Genomic DNA, 25,910 nt, shown 5'->3' with positions numbered 1-25,910 from the left:
GGGACTGTCAGGAATTCCGTGTGCGGGCGGCGGATTGAACATCAGGCCGCCATGGCCCGGGTGAAGCGCTCGCCGAAGATGACGGCGAACTGCGCCTTGGCCATGACCCACTCGCGCGGGCCCATCTTCCACGCCTTCTCGGAGCGGTTCAAGACTAGGTAGAGCAGCTTCAGCGCGGCCTCGTCGGTCGGGAAGTGCCCGCGGGCGCGCACAGCTCGGCGCAGCGTGGCGTTCAGGGCCTCGATGGCATTCGTCGTGTACAGGATCCGGCGCACCTCGCCGGGGAAGGCGTAGAACGGGATCACCTCGCCCCAGGCCCGTCGCCAGCTCTGGGCGATGGCCGGGTAGCGCCGGCCCCACTCGCTCGCCTCGAAGGCCGCCAGCGCCGCCTCGCCGGCTGCGGCATCGAGCGCGCGGTAGATGTCCTTCAGCGCCGCCGCCACGGCCTTGCGGTCCTTGTAGGAGACGAAGTCGAGGCTGTAGCGCAGCAGGTGGACGATGCAGGTCTGGACCAGCGCCTCGGGGAAGACCGCCCGGATCGCGTCGGGGAAGCCCTTCAGGCCGTCGACCACGGCCAGCAGCACGTCCTCGACGCCGCGGTTCCTCAGCTCGTTCATGACCCGCAACCAGAACTTGGCGCCCTCGTTCTGCTCCAGCCACAGGCCGAGGATCTCCTTGGATCCGTCGGCGCGCACGCCCAGCGCGATGTGCACGGCCTTGTTGCGGACCACGCCCTCGTCGCGCACCTTGATCCGCAGGGCGTCGAAGAACACGATCGGGTAGACCGGCTCCAGCGGCCGGGCCTGCCAGGCGGCGACCTCCTCCAGCACCGCGTCGGTCACCGCACTGATCAAGTCGGGTGAGACCTCGATGCCGTAGAGCTCGCGCAGGTGCCCAACGATCTCCCGGGTGCTCATGCCGCGGGCGTACAGCGACACGATCTTGTCGTCGAAGCCGGGAAAGCGGCGCTGATAGCGGGCGATCAGCTGCGGATCGAATGTCGCCTGCCGGTCGCGCGGGATCGAAAGCTCGATCCGGCCTGTCTCGGTCGTGACCGTCTTGCGGCCGTAGCCGTTGCGCGTATTGCCAGCATCCTCGCCCGCCAGATGGTGATCCATCTCGGCGTTGAGCGCCCGCTCGGCCAGGGCCTTCTTCAGCTCGTGCAGCAGGCCATCGGCCTCGAACGCCGTCTTCGGATCGGCCCCGGCCAGGAGCTGATCCAGGAGCGCGTCAGGGATACGGGGTGCTTTGCGTCGTGCCATCGGGAACCTCCATCGGATCCACTATGGCCGCCCGCACACGAAATTCCCGACAGTCCCGCCCTGCACGTCGAGGCTGGCGGCGGCGCTGCTGGCGCCCGAGAAGCTCCGCGCCTCCCGGATGACCCGCCGCCGGGCGCGGTTCGCCCGATACCGGGCCTTCTGCGCCGGGCTCGCCTTCGGTCCCGGATTGACCAGGGACGGTCCCCCGTCCGGGGCCGTCGCCTCGACCTGCGCGACCGCCGGGCGCGCGCCCGCCGTGACCGACGCGGCGCAGAACGCGAGCGCGGCCCATCGCCAATGCTTTCCCCGATGCTTTCCCATGTGTGACTCCCCCTTAACCGCGCGGCCTTGCCTGGCTCTGTCGCGTTCGTGTCCCGCAGGGGGCCTCCCGGTCAGTCCGTGAAGGCCTCCACCGTGCGGCGCTCGCCGCGCATGAAGGCGTCGGCGGCGTGGATCAGCGGATTCAGGTCGACGTCGCTGGTGCCGGAGCGGACCAGGGCGGCGAAGCGGTCGTAGAGGCCGCGGTACTCCGCCTCGGGCGGGAGCGGCTGGTCGCGGCCGGCGATCGTGAGGGCGGCCCCGCCCCGCGACAGGACCAGGGGGCCGTCGTCGGTCTCGACGCGGATGTCCCAGGTCTGCGGCCCGGTCTGGCGCCAGTCGAACCGGGCGCGGATCGGGGTGCCGGCGACGTCCGCGAAGTGCAGGTCGGCGGCGATCGGCGCCTGCCGGTTCGCCGGGACCGACAGGGTCGCGCCGGTGAGGAAGAACGGCGGCAGGATGTGGGTGGCGATCGACAGGGCGTTGATCCCCGGATCGAACACGCCCATCCCGCCCGCGTCCCAGATCCAGTCCTGGCCCGGGTGCCAGTGCTGGACATCCTCCAGCCAGGCGATCGCCACCGACCGGATCCTGCGGCCCGACAGCCACCGGCGGGCGGGCTCCACCCCCGGCGCGTAGCGGGAGTGCCAGCTCGCGAAAAGGCTCACGCCCCGGTCCCGCGCGGCCGCGACAAGGAGCCCGACCTCGGCCAGCGTCGCGCCCGGGGGCTTCTCGAGGAAGACGTGGCGTCCGGCCGCGATCGCCGCCACGGCCGCCGCGCACCGCGCCTGCGGCGGCTGGCACAGGGCGACGGCGTCGAGGTCGCCGTGCGCCGCCAGCATCGCCTCCAGGCTGCCGTAGCTCGGCACCCCGTCGAGGCCGCCGTGCCGGCTCGCCACCGCCACGAGCGCGTAGTCCGGCGAGGCGGCGATGGCCGGCAGGTGCTGGTCGCGGGCGATCTTGCCGACGCCCACGAGGCCGATGCGGATCGGGGCCGCCATGTCAGAGCACCCGCACGGACGGCGCGTCCGCCGGCGCGATCGCCAGCGGGTTGCGCAGGGGCAGCGTGAACGGCGCCGCCGCGATCTCGAACACGTCGCCCGGCCGGGTTGCGACGCCGTCGCTGAACGACAGGGTCGCGGTCCCGAAGAAGTGGACGTGCACGTCGCCGGGGCGCCGGAACGGCGCGTACTTGAAGTGGTGCAGCTCCAGATTGGCGATGCTGTGGGACATGTTGGCCTCCCCGGACTGGAACTGCTTCTCCCAGAGCACGGCTCCGTCGCGCAGGATGCGGCTCGTGCCGCGCACGTCCGGCGGCAGGGCACCGAGCCACAGCTCCGGGCCGAGGGCGGCCGGGCGGAGCTTGGAATGGGCGAGCCACAGGTAGTTGCCGCGCTCGGTCACGTGGTCGGAGAACTCGTTCGCCAGGGCGAAGCCGAGGCGCGCCGGCGTTCCGTCGGCGTCGATCAGGTAGATCCCGGCGATCTCCGGCTCCTCGCCGCCGTCGCGGGCGAAGGCCGGCGAGATCAGCGGCTCGCCGCAGGCGACGAGGCCGGAGCCGTCGCCCTTGTAGAACCACTCGGGCTGCGCGCCGGTCTCGCCCGGCGCCGGCTTCCCGCCCTCGACGCCCATCCGGAACATGCGAATCGAATCGGTTGGCGCCGGGTCGGTCGCGGCCGCGCGGTGCATCGCGTCGCGGCCCTCGGCGGAGCCGAGATGCGTCAGGCCGGTGCCGCTCAGCAGGAGGTGCGCGGGATCGGCGTGATCGACGGGCGGCAGGAGCCGGACCGCGTCGAGATCGACGGGCGCGCCGAACCCCGCGCGCCCCGCCGTCGCGGCCAGATCGTCCCCCGCGGCGAGGGCCCTCCGCGCCAGGGCCAGCACGCTGTCGACGCCGAGCACCCGCCGCGCCCGGCCGCCGACGAGCAGCGCGACGCCGCGCTGCTCGTCGGCGGCGCAAAATTGTAGGAGTGATCGTCCCATCTGTGTCCTCCCGGGGACGACCGCTTCGGGGCGTCCTGAACGCGCGGCCGTCGAGGGTCGCGCGGCGGCCCGTCAGTGGCCGGGTTGCGGGGCGCGAGCGCCGTCGATCCGGCGCGCCAGGTCCCGGTGGAGGACTGGGCGCGGCATCCGCTCGGTCGCCAGCGGCCCGACCGCGCCGTCGCGGCCGCCCGAGGTCGCCGGGAACGGACCGCCCTGCACCATCGCGGGGGCGACCCCCGCGCCGACCCGGACGCTGCCGCGGACCGTGACGGATCCTGTCGATTCACTACTCATACAATTGGGCTAGAGCAGTTCGCCTCCGGCCGCAAGCGCGGCCGCGCCTTCGGTGCGGCGGGCGTTCCTCTTTGCGCTCCTACAACTTCAGGATACGATCACGCCGTTCCTGCCCCGACCCGGTGGCCCGGACCGGAGGTGGATGCGGTGAGGCAGGAGCGGAGCTCGGAGAACGTGACGCTGCCCCTCGCCTCGGGGTCGCGCCGCATCCACGGCTCGGTCGCCCGCGCTCTGGGCGCGGCGATCCTCGGCGGCCGCTACGCGCCCGGAGACGTGCTGCCCGGCGAGATCGAATTCTCTGAGAAATTGAATGTCTCGCGCACCGCCTACCGCGAGGCGATCCGCATCCTGAGCGCGAAGGGGCTCGTGGAGAGCCGCCCGCGCACCGGCACCCGCGTCAGCCAGCGCAGCCGCTGGAACCTGCTCGATCCCGACATCCTGGCCTGGGCCTTCGAGTCGGAGCCGAGCGAGTCCTTCATCCGCGACCTGTTCGAGCTGCGGATCATCGTCGAGCCGGCCGCGGCCGCGCTCGCGGCCGCGCGGCGCTCGGGCCTCGACATCGCCCGGATGGGCCACGCCCTGGAGGAGATGGGCCGCCACGGCCTCGCCACCGAGGCCGGGCGGGCCGCCGACCAGGCCTTCCACAACACGATCCTGGAAGCGGCCCGCAACGGCGCGCTGATCGCCCTGTCGAGCTCCATCGCCGCCGCGGTCACGTGGACAACGATCTTCAAGCACCGCCGCCAGGGCCTGCCCCGGGACCCGATGCCGGATCACCGTGCCCTCTACGACGCGATCGTGGCGGGCGACCCGGACGCCGCCCGCGCGACGATGACCGAGCTGGTCCGCCTCGCCCTCGCCGACACCGAGCTGGCGATGCGGCCCTGACGGTGCCGGCGGCGGGGCGCCGCCGGCCCGGACATTGCCCGAGTGGCCCGAGTGGCCCGAGTGGCCCGAGTGGCCCGAGTGGCCTCAGTGGTTGTCGCGCGGCACGCCCCGCGTCTGCGCGATGCGCTGGAACGCCTCGGCGCCCTCCAGGATGGCCCCGGTGTGCATCTGCCCCACCGCGGCGCGCTGCATCGCCTGCCAGGGGGTCTGCGAGGCCGGATAGGCGTAGCCGCCCGCCGCCTCCAGGGCCGCGCGCCGCCGCGCGATCTCGTCGGCGTCGACCAGCATGTCGGCGGTGCCGCGGCGCAGGTCGATCCGCACTCGGTCGCCGGTGCGCAGGAGGGCGAGGCCGCCGCCGGCCGCCGCCTCGGGCGAGGCGTTGAGGATCGACGGCGAGCCGGAGGTGCCGGACTGGCGCCCGTCGCCGAGGCAGGGCAGCGCGTGCACGCCGGCCCGGATCAGCTGCGCGGGCGGGCGCATGTTCACCACCTCGGCCGCCCCCGGATAGCCCACGGGCCCGGCCCCGCGCATGACCAGCAAGGTCTCCTCGGTGATGCCGAGGCTCGGGTCGTCGATCCGGGCGTGGTAATCCTCCGGCCCGTCGAACACCACGACGGGACCCTCGAAGGCGTCCGGATCCTCCGGGTTCGACAGGTAGCGGCTGCGGAACTCCGCGCCGATGACGCTGGTCTTCATCACCGCGGCGTCGAACAGGTTGCCGCGCAGAACCAGGAAGCCCGCCGCCTCCTTGAGCGGCCGGTCGATCGGCCGGATCACGTCCTCGTCCTCGATCGCGGCGCCGCGGCAATTGTCGCCGAGGGTGCGCCCGTTCACGGTGAGGGCGCCCTCGCGGATCAGGCCGCGGCGCATGAGCTGCGCCACCACCGCGGGCAAGCTGCCGGCGCGGTAGTAATCCTCGCCGAGATAGGCGCCCGCCGGCTGCAGGTTGACGAGGAGCGGCACGTCGAGGCCGTGGGTCTGCCAGTCCGCGATGTCGAGCGCGACCCCCATGTGGCGGGCGATCGCCGCGAGGTGGATCGGCGCGTTGGTCGAGCCGCCGATCGCGGAATTGACCGCGATGGCGTTGAGGAAGGCGTCGCGGGTCAGGATGTCGGAGGGCTTCAGGTCCTCGGCCACCATGGCGACGACGCGCTTGCCTGTCAGGTAGGCGGCCTCCTGCCGGTCGCGGTAGGGCGCCGGGATCGCGGCCGAGCCGGGCAGCATCATGCCGAGCGCCTCGGCCAGCGTGTTCATCGTGGTGGCGGTGCCCATCGTGTTGCAGAAGCCGGTCGAGGGCGCCGACGAGGTCACCAGCTTGATGAAGCCGTCGTGGTCGATCTCGCCGGCCGCCAGCATCTCGCGGGCCTTCCAGACGATCGTGCCGGATCCGGTGCGCTGGCCCTTGAACCAGCCGTTGAGCATCGGCCCCACCGACAGGGCGATGGCCGGGATGTTCACGGTGGCGGCCGCCATCAGGCAGGCCGGGGTGGTCTTGTCGCAGCCCGTGGTCAGCACGACCCCGTCGAGGGGGTAGCCGTAGAGCAGCTCCACGAGCCCGAGATAGGCGAGGTTGCGATCGAGGCCCGCGGTCGGCCGCTTGCCGGTCTCCTGGATCGGGTGGACGGGAAACTCCAGGACGATCCCGCCCGCCTCGCGGATGCCCTCGCGGATCCGCTCCGCGAGGACGAGGTGGTGGCGATTGCACGGGGACAGGTCCGAGCCGGTCTGGGCGATGCCGATGATCGGTTTGCCCGAGCGCAGCTCCTCCAGGCTGAGGCCGAAGTTCAGGTAGCGCTCCAGGTAGAGCGCCGTCATGTCGATATTGTCGGGGTTGTCGAACCACGCGCGCGAGCGCAGGGGCCGTGCAATCGGTCGGTCGGTCATTTCTGGGTCCGGTGGGCGGGGCTGGTCGAGAAGCGGTAGGTGATCACGTTCCGGTAGGTCTTGCCGGGATCGAGCCGGGCCGAGCCGAAGGCCGGCTGGTTCGGCGTGTCGGGGAAGAGCTCCGGCTCCAGCGCCAGGGCGTCCGACTGGCGGTAGGCGAGGCCGGACTTACCGACCGCGGTCCCGTTGAGGAAGTTGCCGGCGTAGAACTGGAGGCCTGGCTGGTTGCTCGCCAAGTCGAGGATGCGGCCCGATCCCGGATCCTCGACCCGCGCCACCGGGTGCGGCTCGGCCGTGGGCGCGTCGGTCACGACCCAGTTGTGGTCGTAGCCGCGCCCGCGCACGATCTGCGCGTCCCGCCCGTCGCGGATCCGCGCGCCGATCACCGCGGGCTCGCGGAAGTCGAAGGGCGTGCCGGCCACCGGCAGGTGCGCCCCGGTCGGGATCAGGGTGGCGTCGACCGGCGTGAAGCGCTCCGCCGGGATGGTCAGAATCTGGTCGAGGATCGAGCGGCCCGAGCCCTCGCCCGCGAGGTTGAAGAAGCTGTGGTTGGTCAGGTTGACGATCGTCGGCTTGTCGGTCGTCGCCTCGTAGGTGACCGTGAGCGTGTTCGTTTCGTCCAGCGCGTAGGTGGCGGTCGCCGTCAGCGTGCCGGGATAGCCCTCCTCGCCGTCCGGGCTGACGTAGCGCAGGGTGACCGAGGGGGCCGCGCCGCCCTTGACCGCGGTGATCGTCCAGAGCCGCTTGTCGAAGCCGGACGCGCCGCCGTGCAGGGCGTTCGGGCCGTCGTTGGTGGCCAGCGTGTAGGTCCGGCCGTCGAGGGTGAAGCGCCCGGCGCGGATGCGGTTGGCGTAGCGCCCGACGCTCGCGCCGAAATAGTTGCCCTTGGCCAGGTAGGAGGCGAGGTCGTTGTAGCCGAGCACGACGTCTGCGGCCTTGCCGGAGCGGTCCGGCACGTCGAGGCTCCGCAGGAGCGCCCCCCACGACAGGATCCGCGCCGTGACGCCCTTGCCGTTCGTCAGCGTCACCTCCTCCACCGTCCGGCCGTCCGGCAGCGTGCCGAACACCGCCCGGGTCGGCTCGGCCGCCCGGGCCGGTGCCGGCGTCAGGCCCGGCAGGGCCGCACAGGCCCACAGCGCCAGGGATCCCACTCCACGCATCGCGCTCTCCCCCTTCGTGATTCCGCCCGCCGCGCCGGTCGTGCGCCGGACCGCGACGGGACTCGCGGTTGACGTCCGCGAGCCCGATATATACTCAGACAAATAAAAGGAACAACACGGGACCCCGACAAGGCGGCCCGAGAGGCAGAGGACAACGCCGGATGGCAGGACCGATCGCGACCGCGGGGACCGCGGCGCCCCGGACGGGGGCGGAGGCCGCGCGCGACCGGGGCGGCTACCGCCCGGCCCTGTCGCTGCTGGCGAGCCTGTTCTTCATGTGGGGCTTCATCACGGTCATCAACAACACGCTGCTGCCGCACCTGCGCAGCGTGTTCGACCTCGACTACACGCAGACCACGCTGATCGAGTCCGTCTGGTTCATCGCCTACTTCGTCGCCTCGATCCCGGCGGCCAAGCTGATCGAGCGCGTCGGCTACCAGCGCGCCCTGGTGACGGGACTGGGCATCATGGCGCTGGGCACGCTCGGGATGATCCTGGCCGCCCACCGGGTCTCCTACGCGATCACGCTCACGGCCCTGTTCGTGATCGCCAGCGGCATCACCCTCCTGCAGGTCGCCGCGAACCCCTACGTGGCGGTGGTCGGCCCGGCCGAGAGCGCCCCGGCGCGGCTCAACCTCGTGCAGGCGTTCAATTCCCTCGGGACGACCCTGGCGCCGCTGTTCGGCGGCTACCTGATCCTCGGCCGCTCGGCCTCGGGCAACGCCGCCGCCGGGGCCACCCTGACCCCGGCCGAGCGCCTGGCCGACGCGCAGTCGGTGCAGCTGCCCTACCTGATCGTGGCGGTGGTGCTCGTCGTCCTCGCCGCGGTCATCGCCCGCTTCCCGCTGCCCGCCATCAGCGGTTCCGGCGGCATCACCGCCCGGGCCGCCAGGGCCGAGCGCGCCGGCCTGTCGCTCTGGCGCCACCGCAACCTCGTGCTCGGCGTGCCGGCGATCTTCATCTACCTGATCGCCGAGATCGGGGTGTCGAACCTGTTCATCAACTTCGTGTCGCAGCCCGAGATCGGCGACCTGACCCACGCCCAGGCCTCGCGCTACCTGTTCCTGCTCTGGGGCGGCATGATGGTCGGCCGCTTCGTCGGCAGCTACCTGATGCAGCGACGCCCGGCCGAGACCGTGCTGGCCGGCGCGGCGATCGGCGCCTGCGCGGTGATGCTGGTGGCGACCTTCGCGACCGGCCACCTCGCCCTGTGGGCGCTGATCTCGGTCGGCCTGTTCCACGCGATCATGTTCCCGACGATCTTCACCCTGGGCATCCGCTGCCTCGGTCCGCTCACCGAGGAGGGCGCCGGGCTGCTGATCATGGCGATCGCGGGCGGGTCGCTGGTGGTGGTGCAGGGCTGGGCGGCGGACCGGTACGGGCTGCAGCACTCCTTCCTGATCACCGCCGCCTGCGAGCTCTACGTCCTGTTCTACGCGCTCTGGGGCTGCAGGACCGGCGCCGCAGCGCGGCCGGCCGGCGCCTGAGCGTCGGCCAGATCGGGGAGCCCGCCATGGACCCGCGGATCCGCATCCTCGACCGGCCCCGGCGCGACCGGCTCGGCGAGGGCCCGATCTGGGTTCCGGAGCGGGGCGTGCTGTTCTGGGTCGATATCGAGGCGCCGGCCCTGAACTGGCTGGACCTCGCCGACGGCGCCGTGGGCACGCGCCCGTTCCCGGAACCGCTCGGCTGGATCATCCCCCGCGCTGGCCGGCGCGACTTCGTCGTCGGGCTCAAGAGCGGCTTCGCGACCTACGACCTGGAGGCCGACCGCCTCGCGCCGATCGGCGACCCCGAGCCCGACGATCCCGACAACCGCCTGAACGACGCCAAGGTCGACGACGCCGGCCGGATCTGGGCCGGGAGCATGCACCAGGCCGAGACCGTGGTGTCGGGCGCCCTGCATCGGCTCGACCCGGACCTGACGTGGCGGCGGATGGATACCAGCTACGGCGTCGCCAACGGGCCGACCTTCAGCCGCGACGGCCGGATCCTCTATCACAGCGACAGCGCCGCCCGGACGGTCTACGCCTTCGACCTCGCCGCCGACGGGGCGCTGACGGGCAAGCGGCCTTTCCTGCGCTTCCCCGACGATTGGGGCTGGCCCGACGGCATGACCACGGACGAAGAGGGCTGCCTGTGGATCGCCCACTGGGGCGGCGGCCGGCTCAGCCGCTTCGATCCCGCGGGGCGCCTGCTGCGCGCGATCCCCCTGCCCGCCCCCAACATCACGAGCTGCGCCTTCGCGGGTCCCGGCCTCGACCGGCTGTTCGTCACCTCGGCGGCGCGGGGGGCCGAGCACGTGCCGGAGGCCGGCGCGCTGTTCGAGCTCGACGTCGGCGTCGCCGGCCTGCCGCCCCGCGCCTTCGCGGGCTGACCGACCCGGCGCCGAGGACGTGAGTCCCCTGCGCAGATCTTTCCTCCAGCGGGGCGGGTCCTCCGGCGTCCGAGCTGCCGCGGCGGGCGGTCGCGGGTCGGCAGTCGCGGGCCTGCGGTCGCGGGATCGTGCGTCGGCGTCCTCCGGATGGGGGATGCGGTCGCCCCGTGCCGGGTCTACGGTCGGGCCTTCTCCGAGACGAGATCACCTTCAAGCCCGCCCGGCCAGGCCGCGGCGGGCTTCTTGTCGGGCGCTACCGCCGGATCGGCAGCCGGTGGCGGGCGTACCCAGCGGCGTCGCGCACGACCAAGCTCCAGGACCGGTCGGGATCGGCCGCGCAGACCTCGTCGGCCATCTCGGCGATGACGCTGCGCGCCTCGGCCATGGCCTCGGCCAGGCTGCCGACCTCCACGCCGTCGTCGTCCCGGATCGTCTCCTCGCCGCTCTCGAGGTCGAAGTAGAGGCGCTCGGACACCGACCTCCCCCCTGCTGCAGCCCCGCGGCGATCGTCCGGATATCTCTACGTAGTGCGATACACGACTGGGAAAGGTCTTCGGTCGGATAAACCTTAATGCATCTAAAACATGGAGTTTGCTCGGATCTGCGCCGTCCGCCCGAGATTCCGCTCACGTTATCAAGTACAAGAATCTCCAGCGTCCCCCCGCCGTCGTCCGACGGCCCGGAGCGGTGGCGCGCCTGAGCCGGGGCCCCGTGACATGTCGACCTCCGCCAACCCGCCCGACCCGTGCGCCGAGACGGCCGCGCTCCGCAAGGACAAGCTGCGCGCGCACATCAGGAGCGTGCTGTCGACGATCCGGTCCCATCATATGGGCCGCGGGGCGCCGTCGATCCGGGCCACGGGCTACGTCCTTGGAGGGTGGTTCTGCGGCTCGGCCGCGGCAACGATCCCGCTTTTTACGTAGCAACGGTCCGTCCAAGGGATGTGTTTCTCGAGGCGCCGCGATCCGGCGCTTCGAACGGCGTCCCATGGCAGAAAACACCCAGCTTCGATCCCATATCCGCGGCGTGCTGCTCAGCTTGGTGCGGCGCCTGCGCGATCGGGCCGGCTGACGGGGTCCTGTTCGAGGCCGGTGGGACAATTGCGAGACAACTACGAGACAACCGCGAGGAGGCCGGTGCGCCGCGCGGCGCACCGACCCCGTCGTCCGGCCGCTCACCCCGGCTGAGCGCCCATCATCGCCTGCATCCGGTCGAGCCGGGCGATGTGCAGGTTGATCAGCGGCAGGGCGCCGCGGGCGATCGCGCGCAGGCCGGGATCCTCGCCCGACCGGGCGTAGGCGCCGTGGATGCTCAGCGCCTCCTGATGGCCCTGGAGCGAGGCGTTCACGAAGGTGGCGTCGTATTGCGGCCCCGGCGGCATGGCGCTGAGCTGCGCCAGGATCTGCGCCTTCTGCGCGTCGGTGGTCATGCCCTGGGCCGGAGCCGGTCCGCCGAGCACGCCGCCGACGACACCGCCGGCGACGCTGCCCGCCGCATTCACGGCCGTGCCGGCCACCGCCACCGGCGCCGCGACGAGGCCGCCGATCAGGCCACCCGGGCCCGCCGCGGCCGCGCCCGGGATCGGGGCGCCGCCCGTGTAGGCGCTGATCTTGCGGGCGAGGTTCACCTGTTCGACCACCTCCGCGCGGGCGAACTTCTTGACGGCGGGATTGGTGGTCTTCGCGTGGGCGTCGCGGGCCGTGTTCTCCAGGAACAGGCCGCCGCTGGTGGCCATCTGGAGATAGGCGCCGGTCGGAATCGCGCCGGCCGGTGTGACCTGCGCGAGGGCTGTGCGGGTGACCGCCAGGGCCGCGGTGGCGCCCAGCATCGTGGTGAGGAGAGCGCGTCTGTGCATGCGACGGTGCATCATGGGAGTGGCATCCGGATTGGGTGAGGCACCCGACGCCCCGATCATCGCTTGAGGTGCTGCCCGGCGAACCGCACAGGGGGGACAAGGTTCCTGCCCGGCGGGCCGTCCGAACGGCGGGATCGGGGCACCGAGAAACCGCAGGATGGATCGGATTTCGCGCGCGAATGACCGGTCCTGCGCAGCCTTTGCGCGGGAATACGCCGTCTTCGCCGCCCGGCCCGCGGCTTTATCTCCGATCGATACAGATCTAGATTGGCGCACCGAACGAGGCGGCGCCGCGCGGGGCGCGCGGCCATCCGGACCGGCTCTCGAGGTGACGATGGGCCAGACGACGATCAAGGACGTCGCCCGACGGGCCGGCGTGAGCTTCCAGACGGTCTCGCTGGTCCTGAACCACCCGCAGAAGGTCGCCCGGACCACGCGCGAGACCATCGAGACGGCCATGCGCGACCTGGACTTCGTGCCCAGCCTCGCCGCCCGGTCCCTGCGCAAGAAGCCCAGTCGCAGCATCGCCTGCGTGTTCGCTCCGGCGCCGGAGCCCGCCGCCGACGGGGGGCGCCCGGGGGAGACGGCCGATTACGGCCACGTCCTCCGGACCTTCGGCACCGTCACCGATCGGCAGGGCTACACCCTGGTCCACCGCTGCCGCCGCGCCGACGACCCGGACGGCCCGGGCCGGATCGCCGGCCTCGTCAGCGAGGCCCGGGTCGACGGCCTCGTGGTCTTCGCCGAGGATCGGGACGACCCGCTGATCGGCCTGCTCCAGGCCAAGCGATGCCCGTTCGTGGTGTTCGGCCTGGAGGTGCCTGGCACGCACTACGTCGCGCTGGCGGAGCGCGACGCGGTCCACGGGGCCGTCCGCCACCTGATCGCGGCGGGGAGCCGGTCGATCTGCCTGCTCGCGGGCGACGCGCGCCGGCCCGCCGCCGCCACCGAGCGGTTCCGCGGCTACCGGGATGCCCTCGCGGAGGCGGGGCTGCCCCTGCGCGACGCCCTCGTGGTCTCCTGCGACGGGACCGCCGCGGGCGGCTACCGGGCCGCGCGGGCTCTCTTGGAGGCCGGACCCGGCGCCCGGCCGGACGCCGTCGTGGCCGCCAGCGACCGGGTGGCGTTCGGCGTGCTGCGGGCGCTGCACGAGGGCGGCGTGCGGGTCCCCGCGGAGATCCGCGTCGTCGGCTTCGACAACCTCAGCCAGGGGGCCTACGCGATCCCGAGCCTGACCTCGGTCGATGTCCCGGTGCTCGACATGGTCCGGTCCGCCTTCGCGACGCTGGTCGAACTGATCGAGGGGACGCGGCCGCCGGACGACCTTGCCCAGACGCTGTTCCCCGCGCGCCTCGTCGTGCGCGAGTCGAGTGCGCCGGCGGCACCCTAGCGAGGCCGGCTCTCACTCCGCCGCGAGGACGCCCGCGCCGGATTCGCCGCGCCCGAACTGCGCCGCGTGCAGGCGGCTGTAGGGGCCGCCGGCGGCCAGCAGTGCCGCGTGCCGGCCCTCCTCGGCGACCCCGCCCTCCCCCAGGACCACGATGCGGTCGGCGTCCCGGATGGTGGCGAGGCGGTGGGCGATCACCAGGGTCGTGCGCCCGCGGGCGAGCTCGGCGAGCGCCCGCTGGATCTCCCGCTCGGTCTCGGTGTCGAGCGCCGAGGTCGCCTCGTCGAGGATCAGGATCGGCGGGTTCTTGAGGAAGACCCGCGCGATGGCGATGCGCTGCTTCTGGCCGCCCGACAGGCGCACGCCGCGCTCGCCCACCACGGTGTCGAGGCCCTCCGGCAGGCTGTCGATCAGCCCGCCGAGACGGGCGCGCCGCGCGGCGGCGTCGATCTCGGCCTCTGCGGCGTCGAGGCGACCGTAGGCGATGTTCTCGCGGATCGTGCCGGCGAACAGGAACACGTCCTGCTGCACGATGCCGATCTGGCGGCGCAGGCTCGCCAGGGTGATGTCGCGGATGTCGATCCCGTCGACGGTGATGCGGCCCGCCTCGACCTCGTAGAAGCGCGGCAGCAGGGCGCAGAGGGTGGTCTTGCCGACCCCCGAGGGACCCACGAACGCCACCGTCTCGCCGGCCGCCACCGCGAGGTCGAGGCCGGCGAAGACCGGGCGGCCGGGCCCGTAGCCGAAGCCCACCCCCTCGAAACGGATGTCGCCGCGCAGGGCGCCGACCGCGCGGGCGCCGGGCCGGTCGGTGATGTCGGGCTCGGTGGCCAGCAGTTCCTGGTAACGGCGGAAGCCCGCGACCCCCTTCGGATACGTCTCGACCACGGCGCCGATCTTCTCCAGCGGCCGGTAGAACACGCCCACCAGCAGCAGGAAGCCCACGAAGCCCCCGGGCGTCAGGTCGCCCCGGACCACGAAGGCGGCGCCGCCGAGCAGCACCGCGATCTGGACGAGGCGCAGGCCCAGGTAGTTGATCGACAGGCCGGCCGCCATCAGCCGGTAGGCCTCGAGCTTGGTGTCCCGGTAGCGGGCGTTGTCGAGGGCGAAGAGGGCGCGCTCGTGGGGCTCGTTGGCGAAGGCCTGCACCACCCGCATCCCGCCGACATTCTCCTCGATCCGCGCGTTGAAGGCGCCGACCCGGCCGTACTGGGCCTGCCAGTTGCGGGTCATGCGGCCGCCGTAGCGGATCGACACGAACGCGATCAGCGGCAGGATCGCCGCGGTGATCAGCGCCAGCGGCGCGTGGACGTAGAGCATCAGTGCGAAGGCGCCGAACAGCGTCATCACGGCGATGAACAGGTCCTCGGGCCCGTGATGGGCGACCTCGCCGATCTCCTCCAGGTCCTTGGTCACCCGGGCCACGAGGTGGCCGGTCTTCTGGCCGTCGTAGAAGCGGAAGGAGAGCTTCTGCAGGTGGTCGAAGGCCCGCGCCCGCATCGTGGTCTCGATGTTGATGCCGAGCACGTGGCCCCAGTAGGTGACCACCACCATCAGGCCGGCATTGGCGACGTAGACCAGCGCCAGCGCGGCCGCGGCGAGCAGGATCAGGCCCCAGTCCTGCCGGGGCAGCAGGCTGTCGATGAAGCCCTTCACGGCGATGGGGAAGCCGAGCTCCAGCAGGCCCGACAGCACCGCGCAGCCGAAATCGACCAGGAACAGCGTCCGGTACGGCCGGTAATAGGCGAGGAAGGCCTTCAGCATCGCGCGGCTCGGATCAACGTTGGGCGGCGCACTCGACGGGGCAGAGCGCGCCGCAGGACGGCACCCCCGGCAGGCGGTGGCGCAGGCAGCAGACGCGCCGCCGCCGGCAGCCCGAAGGTCCCGGGCAGAGCGCCTGCGCAAGAGGACTCTCGAGCGGGCTCCTAGCGCAGCCGGGGCCGGCGCGCCATCCGAGGCAGGCCGCGACGTCGTCACAGGCGGCGGCGCGGGCGGTAGGGCAGGTGGTGGAACAGGCGCTCGCGCAGGTGGTGCCGGCCCCCTCCCCGTCCCCAGCCAGCCCGGCGAGCGGGTCCCCGAGTTCCCGGGCGACGTAGTCGAGGATCACCGCGGCGTTGCCCCAGAGGACCCTGGGGGCGATCCCGCACCGGGCGTGGCAGAGCTCGACGAACGGGCGCAGATGCGCCTCCACCAGCCCGGTCAGGCCGGGCGCCGGGCAGGCCGCGCAGGCCGACCCGTCCGCGGGCAGGCGGAAGCGGCGTGGCCGGCCGGCCGCGTCGAGCTCGAGGCTGACCGCGTCGAAGGCGAGCGGCAGCGGCCGGCCGAGGCGCACCAGGGCGGTCAGCGCCGGCGTCGCCAGGGCCGCGAGGTAGAACTGGCTCCAGTAGGAGACCCGGACCCGCGGGTCGGCGGTCCGGAACTCCGCGCCGAACCCGGCCCCGAAGGCGGCCAGCGTCGCGTCGAACACGGCCTCGTCCCGCAGGGCGCCGAGGGGCAGCGCGTCCGGGCCGCCTGGGCCCTCGGCGACCCCGTCCCGGTAGGCCGCGAGCGTGTCGGGAACCTGGGTGGCGACCTCGGCGATCATCGCGCCGCCCCGTCGTCGCGCAGGGTCCGGTCCACGGCGACGGCGAGCCACGCCACCGCGGCGGCGTAGAGCGGCAGGGTGGTGGCGAAGTAGCCCGGCCAGCCGATCCAGCCGGCGAGCGCCGGGGCCGCCACCCGCAGCGGCATCGCGGCGAAGAAGGCGGCGCCGAACAGGAGTGCGTAGTCGGTGGCGGGCTTCGGCCCCTGGGCCCAGCGGTAGATCATGTTGAAGACCGGCACGCCCAGGAACCCGCCCGCGACGAAGCCCAGCACGGCGGCGGTGATGCCGAGATCCGGCACCCGGCCCGCGCAGGCGACGACCATCAGGCCCCCGGAGGCCAGGACGCCGAGGGCCCCCACGGCGATCAGCCGGACCGTGCCGAACCGCGCGGCCAGCCATCCGGCCGCCAGCGCCATGACGAGGTTCACGGCCGGGAGCACGGTGCCGGTGAGCGTGCCGACCTGCCCGAGCGGGACGCCGAGATCGAGGAGCGCCAGGGTGTTGGGCCCGCCCACGAGGTAGGAGGCGGCGAAGTAGGCGCCGAGCACCAGCACGCGACCGCCCAGGCGGCGCAGCCGCGCCAGGGAGCCCGACCAGCGTTCCGGGCCCGCACCGGCCGCGGTGTCGGCACCGGCGCTCCGGGTCTCGCGCAGGCGCGACTCCCGGTAGCCCAGGATCGGCAGCAGGCAGAGGGCGTCGAGGGCCGCGCAGGCCAGGACCGCCCCGCGCCAGCCCAGGCTGTCGTAGGAGCCGACCAGCACGCCGACCCCCAGGATCCCGCCGAGGGAGGCGCCGCACAGCTTGGCCGAGGCCACGAAGGCGCGCCGCTCCGCTGGCACGGTCTCGACCACCAGGGCCTCGAGGGCGATGTCCATGGTCGCCACGCAGGCGCAGGCGGCGATCGCCAGGGCGAGCAGCGCCGGGAGCGGCCAAGCCTCGCCGAGGCTCAGGACGACCAGCAGGAGCACCGAGGCGGCCTGCGCGGCCGCGATCCAGCCGATCCGGTGGCCGAGGATCGGCAGGCGGAGCCGGTCGAGCAGGGGCGCCCACAGGAAGGTGAGCCCGACCGGCAGGTTGATGAGCTGCAGCAGCCCGACCTCGGCCAGCTCCACGCCCCGCGCCCGCAGGATCAGCGGCGCCCCGCCGGACAGGAAGCCGAGCGTCGCCCCGAAGGTCACGTACAGGCAGAAGAACGGCGCCAGCGGCCGCAGGGCCGCCAAGGTGTCGACGACCCGGGTGCCGATGGCGGGTCCGGCGGAACCGGTCATCGCCTCCCGCACGCCGTACCTCGACCGGTGCCGCGATCCGGGCCGGTCCGGAGACCGCAGTTTATAATCACACTAATCTATTGATTTACCTCGGTTTTCGCTGTTTAGAGAGGCCTGTGCCGGGGATCAAGCCGGCGGGTATTCGCGGCGCGCCGCCCCGCCGGATCCGGCGTTAACCTTTCGTCAACCATGCCCCCGACAGAGTCCCCGGCGGAGGGCTGAGCCATGACCCGACGCCGGGATTTCGACGCGCTGAGCGAGGCGCAGATCGCCGCGGACCGCACGCAGGGACGCTGGGTCGAGCCGAGGGCGGGCTTCCGGCCGGCCGGGCCGCGGGCCGTGTCCGATCTGCTCGACACGATCCAGCACGTGGCCGAGGCCGCGACCGGCGAGCGCAGCTTCCTGCACCTGCGTCCGGAGGCCGGCCGGCCCCACGGGCGCTGAGGCGAGCCGGCCCACGCTCCCGCTGCCCCGACCGCGCGGCGCACTGGCAAGGGCCGACCGGTTCTGCAACAACGCCGACATGAGACGGCGTCCGGCCCTCGAATCCGCCAACGCGCGCGCCGATCGCATCCGCCCGATCCGGCGGCGCTCCATGGGCGCGGACGCGGCGGCCGGGCTGCTGGTCGGCCATGTCGGCCTGCCCGGCGGCCGCGACGGCCGGATCCGAGGGGCCTGCGCGTCGCCAGCTCCGCCGAGAACGCGACCTTCGCCACCTGCGGACTCGAATCGGGGATTCGGATGATCACCGAGCCGTGCTCCGTGGAGGCCCTGGCCGCGCGGGCGCCCGCGCCGATCGCCGGTCGCGACTGACCGCCGATGCCGCTGTCGCTGACGACCCGCATCCTGCTGCTCGTCCTGCTCGCCCTCGCCCCGGCGCTGGCGATCCAGGGCTACAACGAGGTCGCCCTGCGGGCGAGCCGCGACGCGGCCGTGCGGGCCGACGCCCGCGCCACCGCGCGGGACGTCGCGGAGGATTTCGCCCAGATCTCCGAGCGGATGCAGCAGGCCCTCGACCTGATCTCCGAGGATGCCACCGTGCAGGTGCGGGAGCCGGCGGCCTGCACCGCCTACCTGCGGCGGGCTGCCGCGCGGCTGCCGCACGTGCTGCTGATCGCCCTCACCGATCCCGACGGGGCCGTGATCTGCGACAGCGCCAGCGCGCCTGCGGGCTCCTACTCGAGCCGCGGCCGGGCCTATCACCGCCGCGCCCTGGAGCGGGGCGGCTACGCGGTGGGCGGCTACGCGGTCGGCTTCCAGACGAAGCGGCCGTCGATCCACTTCGCCCGGGCCGTCCATGTCGGCGAGTCGGCGGGGGCCCCGGCGGGCGTCCTGCTTGCCGCCGTCGACCTCGACTGGCTCTCCGATCACCTGGAGCAGGCGCTTCATCAGCCGGAGACGGCGATCACCGTGACGGACCGGGACGGCCTGATCATCGCCCGCCGCCCGGACGAGGCGGCCTGGATCGGCAGGCCGATCCCGCCCGACCGGGCCGCCATGCTGGAGGCCCAGGGCAGCGACGTCCGCGTCGCCGCCGGCCTCGACGGCCGGAAGCGGATCATCGCCACCGCGATGCCGAACGGCCCGCTGGCCGGGGTGCGCGTCGTCGTCGGGCGCGACTACGCCACCGCCTTCGCGGATATCGACGCCGCCACCCGCCGCGGGCTGGTTCTGATCGCCCTGGGGGCGGCCCTGGCGCTCGCCGCCGCCCTCGTGGCCGGGCGGGTGTTCATCCGCCGCCCGGTCGACCGGCTCCTGCGCACCGCGGCGGCGTGGCAGGCCGGCGACCTCGCCGCCCGCACCGGCCTGCGCGGGGCCGCGGAGTTCGACCGGCTCGGCAGCAAGCTCGACGCCATGGCCGGCACCCTCCAGCGCAACACCGCCGAGCTGCGCGCGGAGATCCAGCGCGGGCGCGCCCTGCAGGCGCAGCAGGGCACGATGCTGCACGAGCTGAACCACCGGGTGAAGAATACCCTGGCCACCGTCCAGGCCCTCGCCCGGCAGTCCCGCGGCTCCGCGGAGGTCCTGGAGGCGCGGATCCTGGCCCTGTCGAAGACTCACGACCTCCTGACCCGCGAGGACTGGAGCGGGGCCCCCCTGCGCGAGGTGCTGGAGAGCGAGCTCGGACCCTACCGGACCGGCGACGACCAGATCCGCCTGGACGGGCCGGACGTGTCGCTGAGCCCCCGCGAGGTGCTGGCCCTCGGCATGACGGTCCACGAGCTGACCACCAACGCGGCCAAGTACGGCGCCCTCTCGGTCCGCGAGGGCCGCGTCCGGGTGGCGTGGTCGCTCGCCGCCGGCGCGGCCGGGGAGCGGCGCCTGCGGCTCAGCTGGGAGGAGCGCGGCGGCCCGCCGGTGCGGGCGCCGACCCGGGTGGGCTTCGGGACGCGGCTGATCGCCGGCGGCGTGCGGCGCGAACTCGCCGGCACCGTCGACCTCGCCTTCGAGGCCGAGGGCCTGCGCTGCCGCCTCGACGTCCCGCTCGATCCGGGTCTCGGCACCATGCTGGCGCCGACGGGCTAGGTGCAGACCGGCTCGGACGGATTCAGTCGTCAGAGCAGAGCTTTGAGCACAGATCCTGGCAGATCGGTTGAACGCGCTCCTCCGCACGCCGCGCGTCGCGCGCGGTCGACCCGCGCTCAGGCCGCGCGCGAGCATTCCTCTGAAACGCGTTGATACCTTTGGGTTTTCCGGTCCCGGTATCACGCGCCGGCGCGCGTCACCTCCTGGACATCGCGCTTCACCTGCCGCCACGTCCGCCAGGGCTCGAGGTTCGAGAGCGCCATCCGGCGGGCGCCCATCCAGCCGAGGCCGAGCGCGATGACGAGGAACGGTGCGGCGACGATCAGCGCAGCCGGCGCCTCGGCACCGAACGGCACGGCCAGCAGCTTCACCACGGCGTCGAGGCCGAGGAAGAAGGTGACGATCAGCAGCACCGGGATCGTGCCGACGATGGCGATCAGCGACACGATCGCCCGGAAATTGCCGTCGACCTCCGTCCGCGCCAGCGTGAGCAGCGCCTCGACATGCGCCGTGCCCTCGCGCAGGGCCGCGATCAGCAGGGCGAGGGTTCCGTCCGGGGTCTGACGCATGGATACGAGAATCCTCGGGGCCGTCACCGGCCGGCTCTCGCCAACGGGGCCGCGGCCCGAAGCGTTCCGCGCCGGTGGCTCACAGCATCAGGAGCAGGGCGCCGAGGATCAGTACGGACGCCAAGCCTGCTAGGAGGACCGCCCGGCCGGCATCGGCGCCGTCGTCCGGGACCGGCTCCGGGGCGTCCGGCGCGGCGGATGCGGGCTCCGCGAAGGCCGCGCCCTGCCCCGCCTCCGCGGCCCGGACCGGCGGCGTGCCGGGCCGCGGCGCCGGGAGGGCGACCGAGACCGGGATCGCCCGGTCCGTCGGGGGGCCGAAGGCCTCCGGCTCGACGCTCACGCCCGCCGCCTCCAGCTCCAGCATCACGAGGACCAGGGCGTCGACGTCCATCCGCTCGACGGGCAGCGCGGCGCGCAGATCGTCGGCGGTGAGGAGGCCCCGGTCGCGGCCGAGGGCGACCAGCCGGTCGAGCGTCGCGCGATCCAGAGCCTGCGTCATGTCCCGCCTCCGCGGCCGCGTCCCGATGGTCCATCGAGAACGCGCCGGGGTGGCGCCGGTTACCGGCGGCCGCGGGTGTTCCGGCGCTAGGCCCCGAGGGCGGGCGCGGCCGCCGGGATCGCGCCGGGCTCCGGCCGCGCGCCGCCCGGTCCCGGCCGGAACCGGAGCATCGGCCGCTCGATCAGGTACCAGCTCAGCAGGCCGAGCGGGATGGCGGCCGCGAGGGCGAGGGCGGCGACCGTCCAGGGCGAGATGCCGGGGATCCGCGCGACCAGCAGATTCTGCACCGGCCACGCGTAGAGGTAGAGCCCGTAGGACGGGTCGACCTGGGCGGTGGCGCGGCTGAGGGCGGTGGGGCGCACCGCGAAGGCGAACCAGAAGATTAGGTAGCCGCCGAGGATCGCGAAGGCCGGCTCGGCCAGCGGTCGGCTGAACATCAGCGGCAGGAGCAGCAGGGCGGCGCGGGTCGCGCCGCGCCGCGTGTAGGCGATCCGGTCGGCGAACAGCCGGAAGGCGCCGCCGCAGCAGAACACGAAGGTGAGGCGGATCATCTCCGACAGGGATCCGAGGGTGTCGCCCGGATGCCCGACGGGCAGGAAGAGCCAGCGCAGGGCGAGGAGGCTGCCGAGCCCCCCGAGCAGGCCGAGATAGCGCCCGCGGCGGCGCAGGGCGCGGGCGGTGCCCACGAGGCCGAGCAGCAGGTAGCAGCCGAACTCGCACGGAATGGTCCACATCGAGCCGTTGAGCAGCGGGTAGGGCAACTCGGCGAAGGCGCCCGGGACCACCGGCATCAGCAGCAGCGACAGCCGCAGCAGCGTCTCGAGCGGCGAGGCGGCCGCGAGGTTACCGCCGCCGAGGGGCGCGACGACGGCGATGCAGAGCAGGGACGCGACCACGAAGGCCGGATAGATCCGCAGCGCCCGCCGCGCGAGATAGTCGCTGAAGGAGCGCTTGGCGCGGTAGCTCGCGGTGATCAGGTAGCCGCTCACGAGGAAGAAGCCGTCGACGGCGATCTCCCCCAGGGACAGGGTTCCGAAGACCTGCGTCAGCAACTCCCGGGACCGGTTCCCGTCCACGAGCTCGGGGGCGTGCGCGAGGATCACCAGCCCCGCGAACAGGAGGCGCAGGGACCCGAAATTGTTCGCCCGCGGATCCCGGCCGCCCGTCGTCTCCGCCACCCCTACCCGCTCCGCGACGCCTCTGCCCGCCGCCCAGGGGCCGGGAAACGGCGCGCGAAGGCAAGGACGCCGGGGCAACACGCGCCGGAGATCTGGCCGCGTCGCCCGCGTCCGCACGCGACGGTGCGGGCGCCGTTGCGCTCCCGGCGTGGTTGGGCTAGGGAATGGCCACGGCCAGCACCCGTAGCTCAGCTGGATAGAGCGTTGCCCTCCGAAGGCAAAGGTCACACGTTCGAATCGTGTCGGGTGCGCCAATCTTCTCAATGACCTAGGGGGCTAAGCCCTGCGGTTGAGAGATTGCCGCGGAAGCGCTGCGGAAGCATCGTGCGTTCTTCCGAGCCGGTGCTGTCCCAAATCGCGTTACCGCAAATGTGATCGCTAGGCGGCTGAACGGCCCTTAGCCTTCCTCGTCGGCCGAGACCGCTCTTTCGAGGCGGCGAGTATCCGAGCGACACCCTCCGCGGCTGCTCGATCCGAAAGCGTAGGCTGCCGCGACGCCTCGATCGCGCAAGCCGCACGCTCCTCTGGGCTCGGATCCTCAACCGACCATCTCGGGTTCTCAGGGGCCGAGGATGGCGTCCACGGTCGCCAGCGCACGCAGCTGGGCGAGATGCGTATCGGCGGCGGCAGGAGGCCCCGTCGGACGTAATCGTCCACGGTGCTCTCGCTCATCATGAGTTCGGCGGCGAGCGCGCGGCGCGAGGTAGGTGGCCGTCGGCATACGGCCGTTCTAGGGTAGATGCTCCGGCGGCAAGCCGTTGTCGCGGCCCGAGGCCGCGTGTGAGGCCGGAATGTCACCCGGTGGCGCTCCGCGGCGGCAGCTCCCGCTTCCGCACGATCCGAGCCCGATCCCGCAGGGTGACCTCGTTCGTCGGCCATTCCAGGCAGGCGGCCTCGAATGCGGCGATCGCCGCGGTCAGCGGGTAGATCGTGGCGAGGTGCAACTCGAGCTTGCCGCCGATCCGGTCCCAGATCTCGATCGTGTAGGGGGTGCCCGGCGGCACCGGCGGGATTTGCTTGAGCGCTGGCGGCAGCGTGATCGCCGCGAGGCACAGGTGCTCGTACTTCCGCGCGGGCGGCGCCCCGGGCGCGCGCTGGTAGTGGCACGAGGCTGTCAGGTGCCGGAGCAGGTCGAGCGTCGAGGTGTCGGCCCCATAGCGGTCAATCAGGCTGGCGACGGTGTAGCGGCCCGAGCGCTTGCAGGCCGCGCAGTCGACGAAGACCCGACCGGGCCCCGCATCCCCCAGGCGCCCCATTCTGGTGGCCCTCCGCTCGCGAACGAATACGGAACAAGCCTGAGGCGGCGATGCGCTTCAACCGACGGCGGCCGCGGCGCGAGGAATCGTGGTGGAGTGGTGTGGACGACGTTCGGAAAGCAAAGACCGGTCAGGGGTTTCGGCTGACCCGTGCGGCGCCCGAGACCGGTGGGCTATTCTCGTGCAGCCAGCGATCGAGCGAAAGCCAGGAGGCGACGGCGAGCGGAAGATCGATTGCGGGGCTTGCTGACATACCGGCGGGTAACGGGGCGAGATAAGAGCAAGGCGCCCTATCGTACTATCAACAAGGGGCACGCACAGGAAAGGCGCCTGCTGGTGATCCCAGCGGGCGCCGGATGCATTGAGCAGTTAGTACCTGAGCACTAATTCGGATTCGCCCGCCTCTTAAGACGGTTTTTCTGAAAATCTAACCACGCCTCGATATCTTCGAAACTTTCATGACCAAACTTTTCTGGGAAGCTGAGCGTGAAGATACTTTCAGGAATGTTGCAGGCATCAGTTCGAGAGCGTCAGGAGGCTGTTCAAAAGCGGCGCATGAAATCTCCGAGCTCGAGGCTCATCCCCGCTTGGAAACCGATGTGCCAAGCCCGGACTTCAGCGGGCAGCATGCCGGCTTTCAGATGCTCCTGGGCCACGATGATGCCGACCTCCTCGACCCAGCGCACGAGGCCCTGAACGCTACCTGTCTGCGGGCTCAGCGTCTTGATCATCTCGCTCGCTGCGAGCCGGCCAGCTTTTTCGCCTCGGGTGGTGGGAGCGAGCGGCTCGCTATGCGGCGGCATGGGATACGATTGCCTTACCTGCGGGAGCCCATACGCAACGCGGCCCGGCGACAGAATGGCCGGCCTTGGTTTCTGTGTCGTGCGGATGCCGGCGGGCGAGCCGTCCCGCGCCAGGATTCCAGGCACGAAAAAGCCCGCGCCGGCGGACCGGGCGGGCTTCTTAGGCTCGGCACCGACAAGGGAGTAATCCCGCCAAACCTGAAACTGAGAGTGGGTTAGGAGCAGGGAAAGACAAGCCCCCCCAACGGTAGTGACGCTGGAAGCGAGGACCCGACGCCCGCCCAGGCAAATCGAACTACCCATCTTTGAAAGCGTTCACGCCCCGCAACAACGGAGAGCACGACATGAAGGTGATCTCAGCGACCGTCCTTGGCCTGGCGCTACTCAGCGGAACCGCTCCGGCCTTCGCACAGCCATACGGCGGGCGCGACTACGGCTACGATCGCGGCGACTATGGACCCCGCGACCGAGGCTACGGAGATCGGGGCTACGGCGATCGTGACCGCCGCGACTACGATCGGGACTATGACCGAGGCTCGCGGGGCGGGCGTGGCGACTACGCGTTCAACGAGGAGGAGTATCTGCGCTGCAATCCGGATGTGCGCCGGGCGGTCATAGGCCGGGCGATCAAGTCCGGTCTGGAACACTACCGCAAGGTCGGGATGGCCGAGGGCCGGAAGTTGACCTGCAATTAGAGCGCATCTGAAGAGCAGAGCAGAGTGCGAAAAAGCCCCGCGCGGCGGTGCCGGCGGGGCCGAAGGTGGTGAGTCTCGGTAACGGGATAGCAGCGTAGCGGGCGCCGTGACATCACCCGTTCGGGGGAGGCTACCGACACGAAAAAGCCGCCGCGGCCGGAGCCGGGCGGTTCGAGGTCATCGCATGAGGGATGCTGGGTAGACCCGCGCGCGGGCTGGCGACTTCCCACCGCTCTCGCGCTAGGCAGATTCACACCGCGGCGACAGCAGCCTTCTTCGCCTTGCGAGCGCGGACAGGCTTCCCGGCCGGCGCGACCGCAGGCTCGGCCACCTTCTTCCGGCCTCGGGCCTTGGGCGCCTCCGCAACTTTCTCGTCGGTGACGGCAGCCTTCGGGGCTGCGTTCCTGCGCAGGTTGCCGAGGCCGGTGTTCTTCGCCAGGGCCGAGCGCATCTCGGAGTAGCTCGGGGCGGTCATAGGGTAGTCGACCGGCAGGCCCCACTTCGCCCGATATTCGTCCGGGGTAAGGCCCACTCCTTTGAGGTGCCGCTTCAGGGTCTTGTACGACTTGCCATCCTCGAAGCTGATCAGCGCGTCGTTGCTGATCGACTTCCGGATCTGGCTCGGAGTGGCGCGGTCGACCTTAGCCTCGGCCGGAGCGGCGGGGTTGTTCAAGCCGTTGAGCGCGCCGTGGATCGCGGACAGAAGCGCCGGCATTTCGGACGTAGGCACAGAGTTTTTCGAGACGTAAGCGGACACGATATCGGCCGTGAGCTCGATTAGAGCCGGTCCCGTGCCGCTTGAGACGGGTTGGCGGGTAGCGCGTTGGTGGGTGAAGGAGCACGCCGATGCCTTCACCTTTGTCCGTCGACTTACGCGAGCGTGTCGTGGCTGCCGTGGCGGCAGGAGCCTCGTGCCACCGAGCCGCGGCTCGCTTTGGGGTCAGCGTCTCCAGCGCCAGCCGCTGGTCGCAGCGCGCCCACCAAGAGGGCCATGTCGCGCCCAAGCCGATGGGCGGCGATCACACCTCGAAGCGCATCGAGGCGCATGCCGGGCTGATCCTGAGGATCTCCAAGCAGGAGCCGCGTCTTTTCCTGCGCGAGGTGCGCGACCGGCTGGCTGAGCA

General features: G+C 72.2%; 26 protein-coding genes and 1 tRNA gene. 9 read left to right on the top strand and 18 right to left on the bottom strand.

Going from position 1 to position 25,910, the window contains the following annotated elements; translation table 11 throughout:
* Positions 1 to 41 precede the first annotated feature (41 nt).
* The 5 genes from BM419_RS29415 to BM419_RS29395 all read right to left on the bottom strand — a co-directional run bounded on the left by BM419_RS29415 (position 42) and on the right by BM419_RS29395 (position 3,857).
* Complete coding sequence (locus tag BM419_RS29415) at positions 42 to 1,262, bottom strand: IS256 family transposase (RefSeq protein WP_091928509.1); 1,221 nt, start codon at positions 1,260 to 1,262, stop codon at positions 42 to 44.
* A gap of 21 nt (positions 1,263 to 1,283) precedes the next feature.
* Entirely contained in the window at positions 1,284 to 1,583 is a 300-nt protein-coding gene (locus BM419_RS29410) for a hypothetical protein (protein WP_244540913.1), read from the bottom strand.
* 71 nt (positions 1,584 to 1,654) lie between these two features.
* Positions 1,655 to 2,581 (bottom strand): Gfo/Idh/MocA family protein, encoded by a 927-nt coding sequence (locus BM419_RS29405; protein ID WP_091928508.1) that lies wholly within the window; start codon positions 2,579 to 2,581, stop codon positions 1,655 to 1,657.
* Between the two features lies 1 nt (position 2,582).
* Positions 2,583 to 3,563, bottom strand: coding sequence for an AraD1 family protein (gene araD1 / locus BM419_RS29400; protein WP_091928507.1), 981 nt, complete (start codon positions 3,561 to 3,563; stop codon positions 2,583 to 2,585).
* A gap of 72 nt (positions 3,564 to 3,635) precedes the next feature.
* Entirely contained in the window at positions 3,636 to 3,857 is a 222-nt protein-coding gene (locus tag BM419_RS29395) for a hypothetical protein (protein ID WP_091928506.1), read from the bottom strand.
* A 174-nt stretch (positions 3,858 to 4,031) separates the two neighbouring features.
* On the opposite strand from BM419_RS29395, the gene BM419_RS29390 reads away from it, so the two are divergent.
* Positions 4,032 to 4,745, top strand: coding sequence for a FadR/GntR family transcriptional regulator (locus BM419_RS29390; RefSeq protein WP_244540912.1), 714 nt, complete (start codon positions 4,032 to 4,034; stop codon positions 4,743 to 4,745).
* Between the two features lie 84 nt (positions 4,746 to 4,829).
* Here the strand turns inward: BM419_RS29390 and BM419_RS29385 are convergent, their stop codons facing one another.
* A complete protein-coding gene (locus tag BM419_RS29385) occupies positions 4,830 to 6,629 on the bottom strand; it encodes an IlvD/Edd family dehydratase (RefSeq protein WP_020094770.1) in 1,800 nt (599 codons plus the stop codon).
* On the bottom strand, positions 6,626 to 7,789 hold the full coding sequence (locus BM419_RS29380; protein ID WP_175556406.1) for an aldose epimerase family protein: 1,164 nt from the start codon (positions 7,787 to 7,789) through the stop codon (positions 6,626 to 6,628). The genes BM419_RS29385 and BM419_RS29380 overlap by 4 nt, the downstream gene beginning before the upstream one ends.
* Before the next feature lie 161 nt (positions 7,790 to 7,950).
* On the opposite strand from BM419_RS29380, the gene BM419_RS29375 reads away from it, so the two are divergent.
* Positions 7,951 to 9,276 carry a sugar MFS transporter gene (locus BM419_RS29375; protein WP_091928505.1) on the top strand — a complete coding sequence of 442 codons (1,326 nt, stop codon included), beginning with the start codon at positions 7,951 to 7,953 and terminating at the stop codon, positions 9,274 to 9,276.
* Positions 9,277 to 9,302: 26 nt separating this feature from the next.
* A complete protein-coding gene (locus tag BM419_RS29370) occupies positions 9,303 to 10,166 on the top strand; it encodes an SMP-30/gluconolactonase/LRE family protein (protein WP_091928504.1) in 864 nt (287 codons plus the stop codon).
* Between the two features lie 253 nt (positions 10,167 to 10,419).
* Here BM419_RS29370 and BM419_RS29365 read toward each other — a convergent pair whose 3' ends face one another.
* Together BM419_RS29365 and BM419_RS29355 are read right to left on the bottom strand one after the other, a co-directional pair.
* Positions 10,420 to 10,641 (bottom strand): DUF6894 family protein, encoded by a 222-nt coding sequence (locus BM419_RS29365; RefSeq protein WP_091928503.1) that lies wholly within the window; start codon positions 10,639 to 10,641, stop codon positions 10,420 to 10,422.
* Positions 10,642 to 11,340: 699 nt separating this feature from the next.
* Entirely contained in the window at positions 11,341 to 12,021 is a 681-nt protein-coding gene (locus tag BM419_RS29355) for a DUF4142 domain-containing protein (RefSeq protein ID WP_091928512.1), read from the bottom strand.
* Positions 12,022 to 12,355: 334 nt separating this feature from the next.
* On the opposite strand from BM419_RS29355, the gene BM419_RS29350 reads away from it, so the two are divergent.
* Positions 12,356 to 13,411, top strand: a complete 1,056-nt coding sequence (locus BM419_RS29350) for a LacI family DNA-binding transcriptional regulator (RefSeq protein ID WP_056527264.1) — start codon at positions 12,356 to 12,358, stop codon at positions 13,409 to 13,411.
* 12 nt (positions 13,412 to 13,423) lie between these two features.
* Here the strand turns inward: BM419_RS29350 and BM419_RS29345 are convergent, their stop codons facing one another.
* From BM419_RS29345 to BM419_RS29335, 3 genes are read right to left on the bottom strand one after another with little or no spacing between them, the layout of a single operon-like run.
* Positions 13,424 to 15,172, bottom strand: a complete 1,749-nt coding sequence (locus tag BM419_RS29345) for an ABC transporter ATP-binding protein (protein ID WP_056527267.1) — start codon at positions 15,170 to 15,172, stop codon at positions 13,424 to 13,426.
* A 13-nt stretch (positions 15,173 to 15,185) separates the two neighbouring features.
* Positions 15,186 to 15,992, bottom strand: coding sequence for a siderophore-iron reductase FhuF (gene fhuF / locus BM419_RS29340; protein WP_091928502.1), 807 nt, complete (start codon positions 15,990 to 15,992; stop codon positions 15,186 to 15,188).
* Positions 15,989 to 17,260: an MFS transporter gene (locus BM419_RS29335; RefSeq protein WP_091928511.1), complete on the bottom strand. Its 1,272-nt coding sequence runs from the start codon at positions 17,258 to 17,260 to the stop codon at positions 15,989 to 15,991. The genes fhuF and BM419_RS29335 overlap by 4 nt, the downstream gene beginning before the upstream one ends.
* 225 nt (positions 17,261 to 17,485) lie before the next feature.
* Between BM419_RS29335 and BM419_RS29330 the strand changes: the two genes are divergently transcribed.
* Positions 17,486 to 17,704, top strand: a complete 219-nt coding sequence (locus BM419_RS29330) for a hypothetical protein (protein ID WP_091928501.1) — start codon at positions 17,486 to 17,488, stop codon at positions 17,702 to 17,704.
* A 375-nt stretch (positions 17,705 to 18,079) separates the two neighbouring features.
* Positions 18,080 to 19,786: a sensor histidine kinase gene (locus BM419_RS29325; RefSeq protein WP_091928500.1), complete on the top strand. Its 1,707-nt coding sequence runs from the start codon at positions 18,080 to 18,082 to the stop codon at positions 19,784 to 19,786.
* A 179-nt stretch (positions 19,787 to 19,965) separates the two neighbouring features.
* Here BM419_RS29325 and BM419_RS29320 read toward each other — a convergent pair whose 3' ends face one another.
* The 3 genes from BM419_RS29320 to BM419_RS29310 form a co-directional block, all read right to left on the bottom strand.
* Positions 19,966 to 20,355, bottom strand: coding sequence for a phage holin family protein (locus BM419_RS29320; protein ID WP_042669436.1), 390 nt, complete (start codon positions 20,353 to 20,355; stop codon positions 19,966 to 19,968).
* A gap of 79 nt (positions 20,356 to 20,434) precedes the next feature.
* Positions 20,435 to 20,854, bottom strand: coding sequence for an RNA polymerase sigma factor region1.1 domain-containing protein (locus tag BM419_RS29315; protein WP_056527282.1), 420 nt, complete (start codon positions 20,852 to 20,854; stop codon positions 20,435 to 20,437).
* An 86-nt stretch (positions 20,855 to 20,940) separates the two neighbouring features.
* Entirely contained in the window at positions 20,941 to 22,032 is a 1,092-nt protein-coding gene (locus tag BM419_RS29310) for an acyltransferase family protein (protein WP_091928499.1), read from the bottom strand.
* A gap of 177 nt (positions 22,033 to 22,209) precedes the next feature.
* Here BM419_RS29310 and BM419_RS29305 point away from each other — a divergent pair.
* A tRNA-Arg gene (locus tag BM419_RS29305) sits at positions 22,210 to 22,286 on the top strand.
* 540 nt (positions 22,287 to 22,826) lie between these two features.
* On the opposite strand, the gene BM419_RS29300 is transcribed toward BM419_RS29305, so the two are convergent.
* Both BM419_RS29300 and BM419_RS29295 read right to left on the bottom strand, forming a co-directional pair.
* A complete protein-coding gene (locus tag BM419_RS29300) occupies positions 22,827 to 23,288 on the bottom strand; it encodes a hypothetical protein (protein WP_042669439.1) in 462 nt (153 codons plus the stop codon).
* A gap of 542 nt (positions 23,289 to 23,830) precedes the next feature.
* Positions 23,831 to 24,019 carry a hypothetical protein gene (locus tag BM419_RS29295; protein ID WP_091928498.1) on the bottom strand — a complete coding sequence of 63 codons (189 nt, stop codon included), beginning with the start codon at positions 24,017 to 24,019 and terminating at the stop codon, positions 23,831 to 23,833.
* Positions 24,020 to 24,435: 416 nt separating this feature from the next.
* Here BM419_RS29295 and BM419_RS29290 point away from each other — a divergent pair, with 416 nt between their 5' ends.
* Complete coding sequence (locus BM419_RS29290; protein WP_091928497.1) at positions 24,436 to 24,786, top strand: hypothetical protein; 351 nt, start codon at positions 24,436 to 24,438, stop codon at positions 24,784 to 24,786.
* 250 nt (positions 24,787 to 25,036) lie between these two features.
* Here the strand turns inward: BM419_RS29290 and BM419_RS29285 are convergent, their stop codons facing one another.
* On the bottom strand, positions 25,037 to 25,564 hold the full coding sequence (locus BM419_RS29285) for a Ros/MucR family transcriptional regulator (protein WP_091928510.1): 528 nt from the start codon (positions 25,562 to 25,564) through the stop codon (positions 25,037 to 25,039).
* A gap of 68 nt (positions 25,565 to 25,632) precedes the next feature.
* Here BM419_RS29285 and BM419_RS29280 point away from each other — a divergent pair.
* Positions 25,633 to 25,910, top strand: a 278-nt coding sequence (locus tag BM419_RS29280; RefSeq protein WP_139257159.1) for a helix-turn-helix domain-containing protein, incomplete at its 3' end; no start/stop codon positions are given.

It is taken from the genome of Methylobacterium sp. yr668 (assembly GCF_900116245.1).
GTDB lineage: Bacteria > Pseudomonadota > Alphaproteobacteria > Rhizobiales > Beijerinckiaceae > Methylobacterium.
This window is presented reverse-complemented; position numbering and strand designations above follow the sequence as displayed.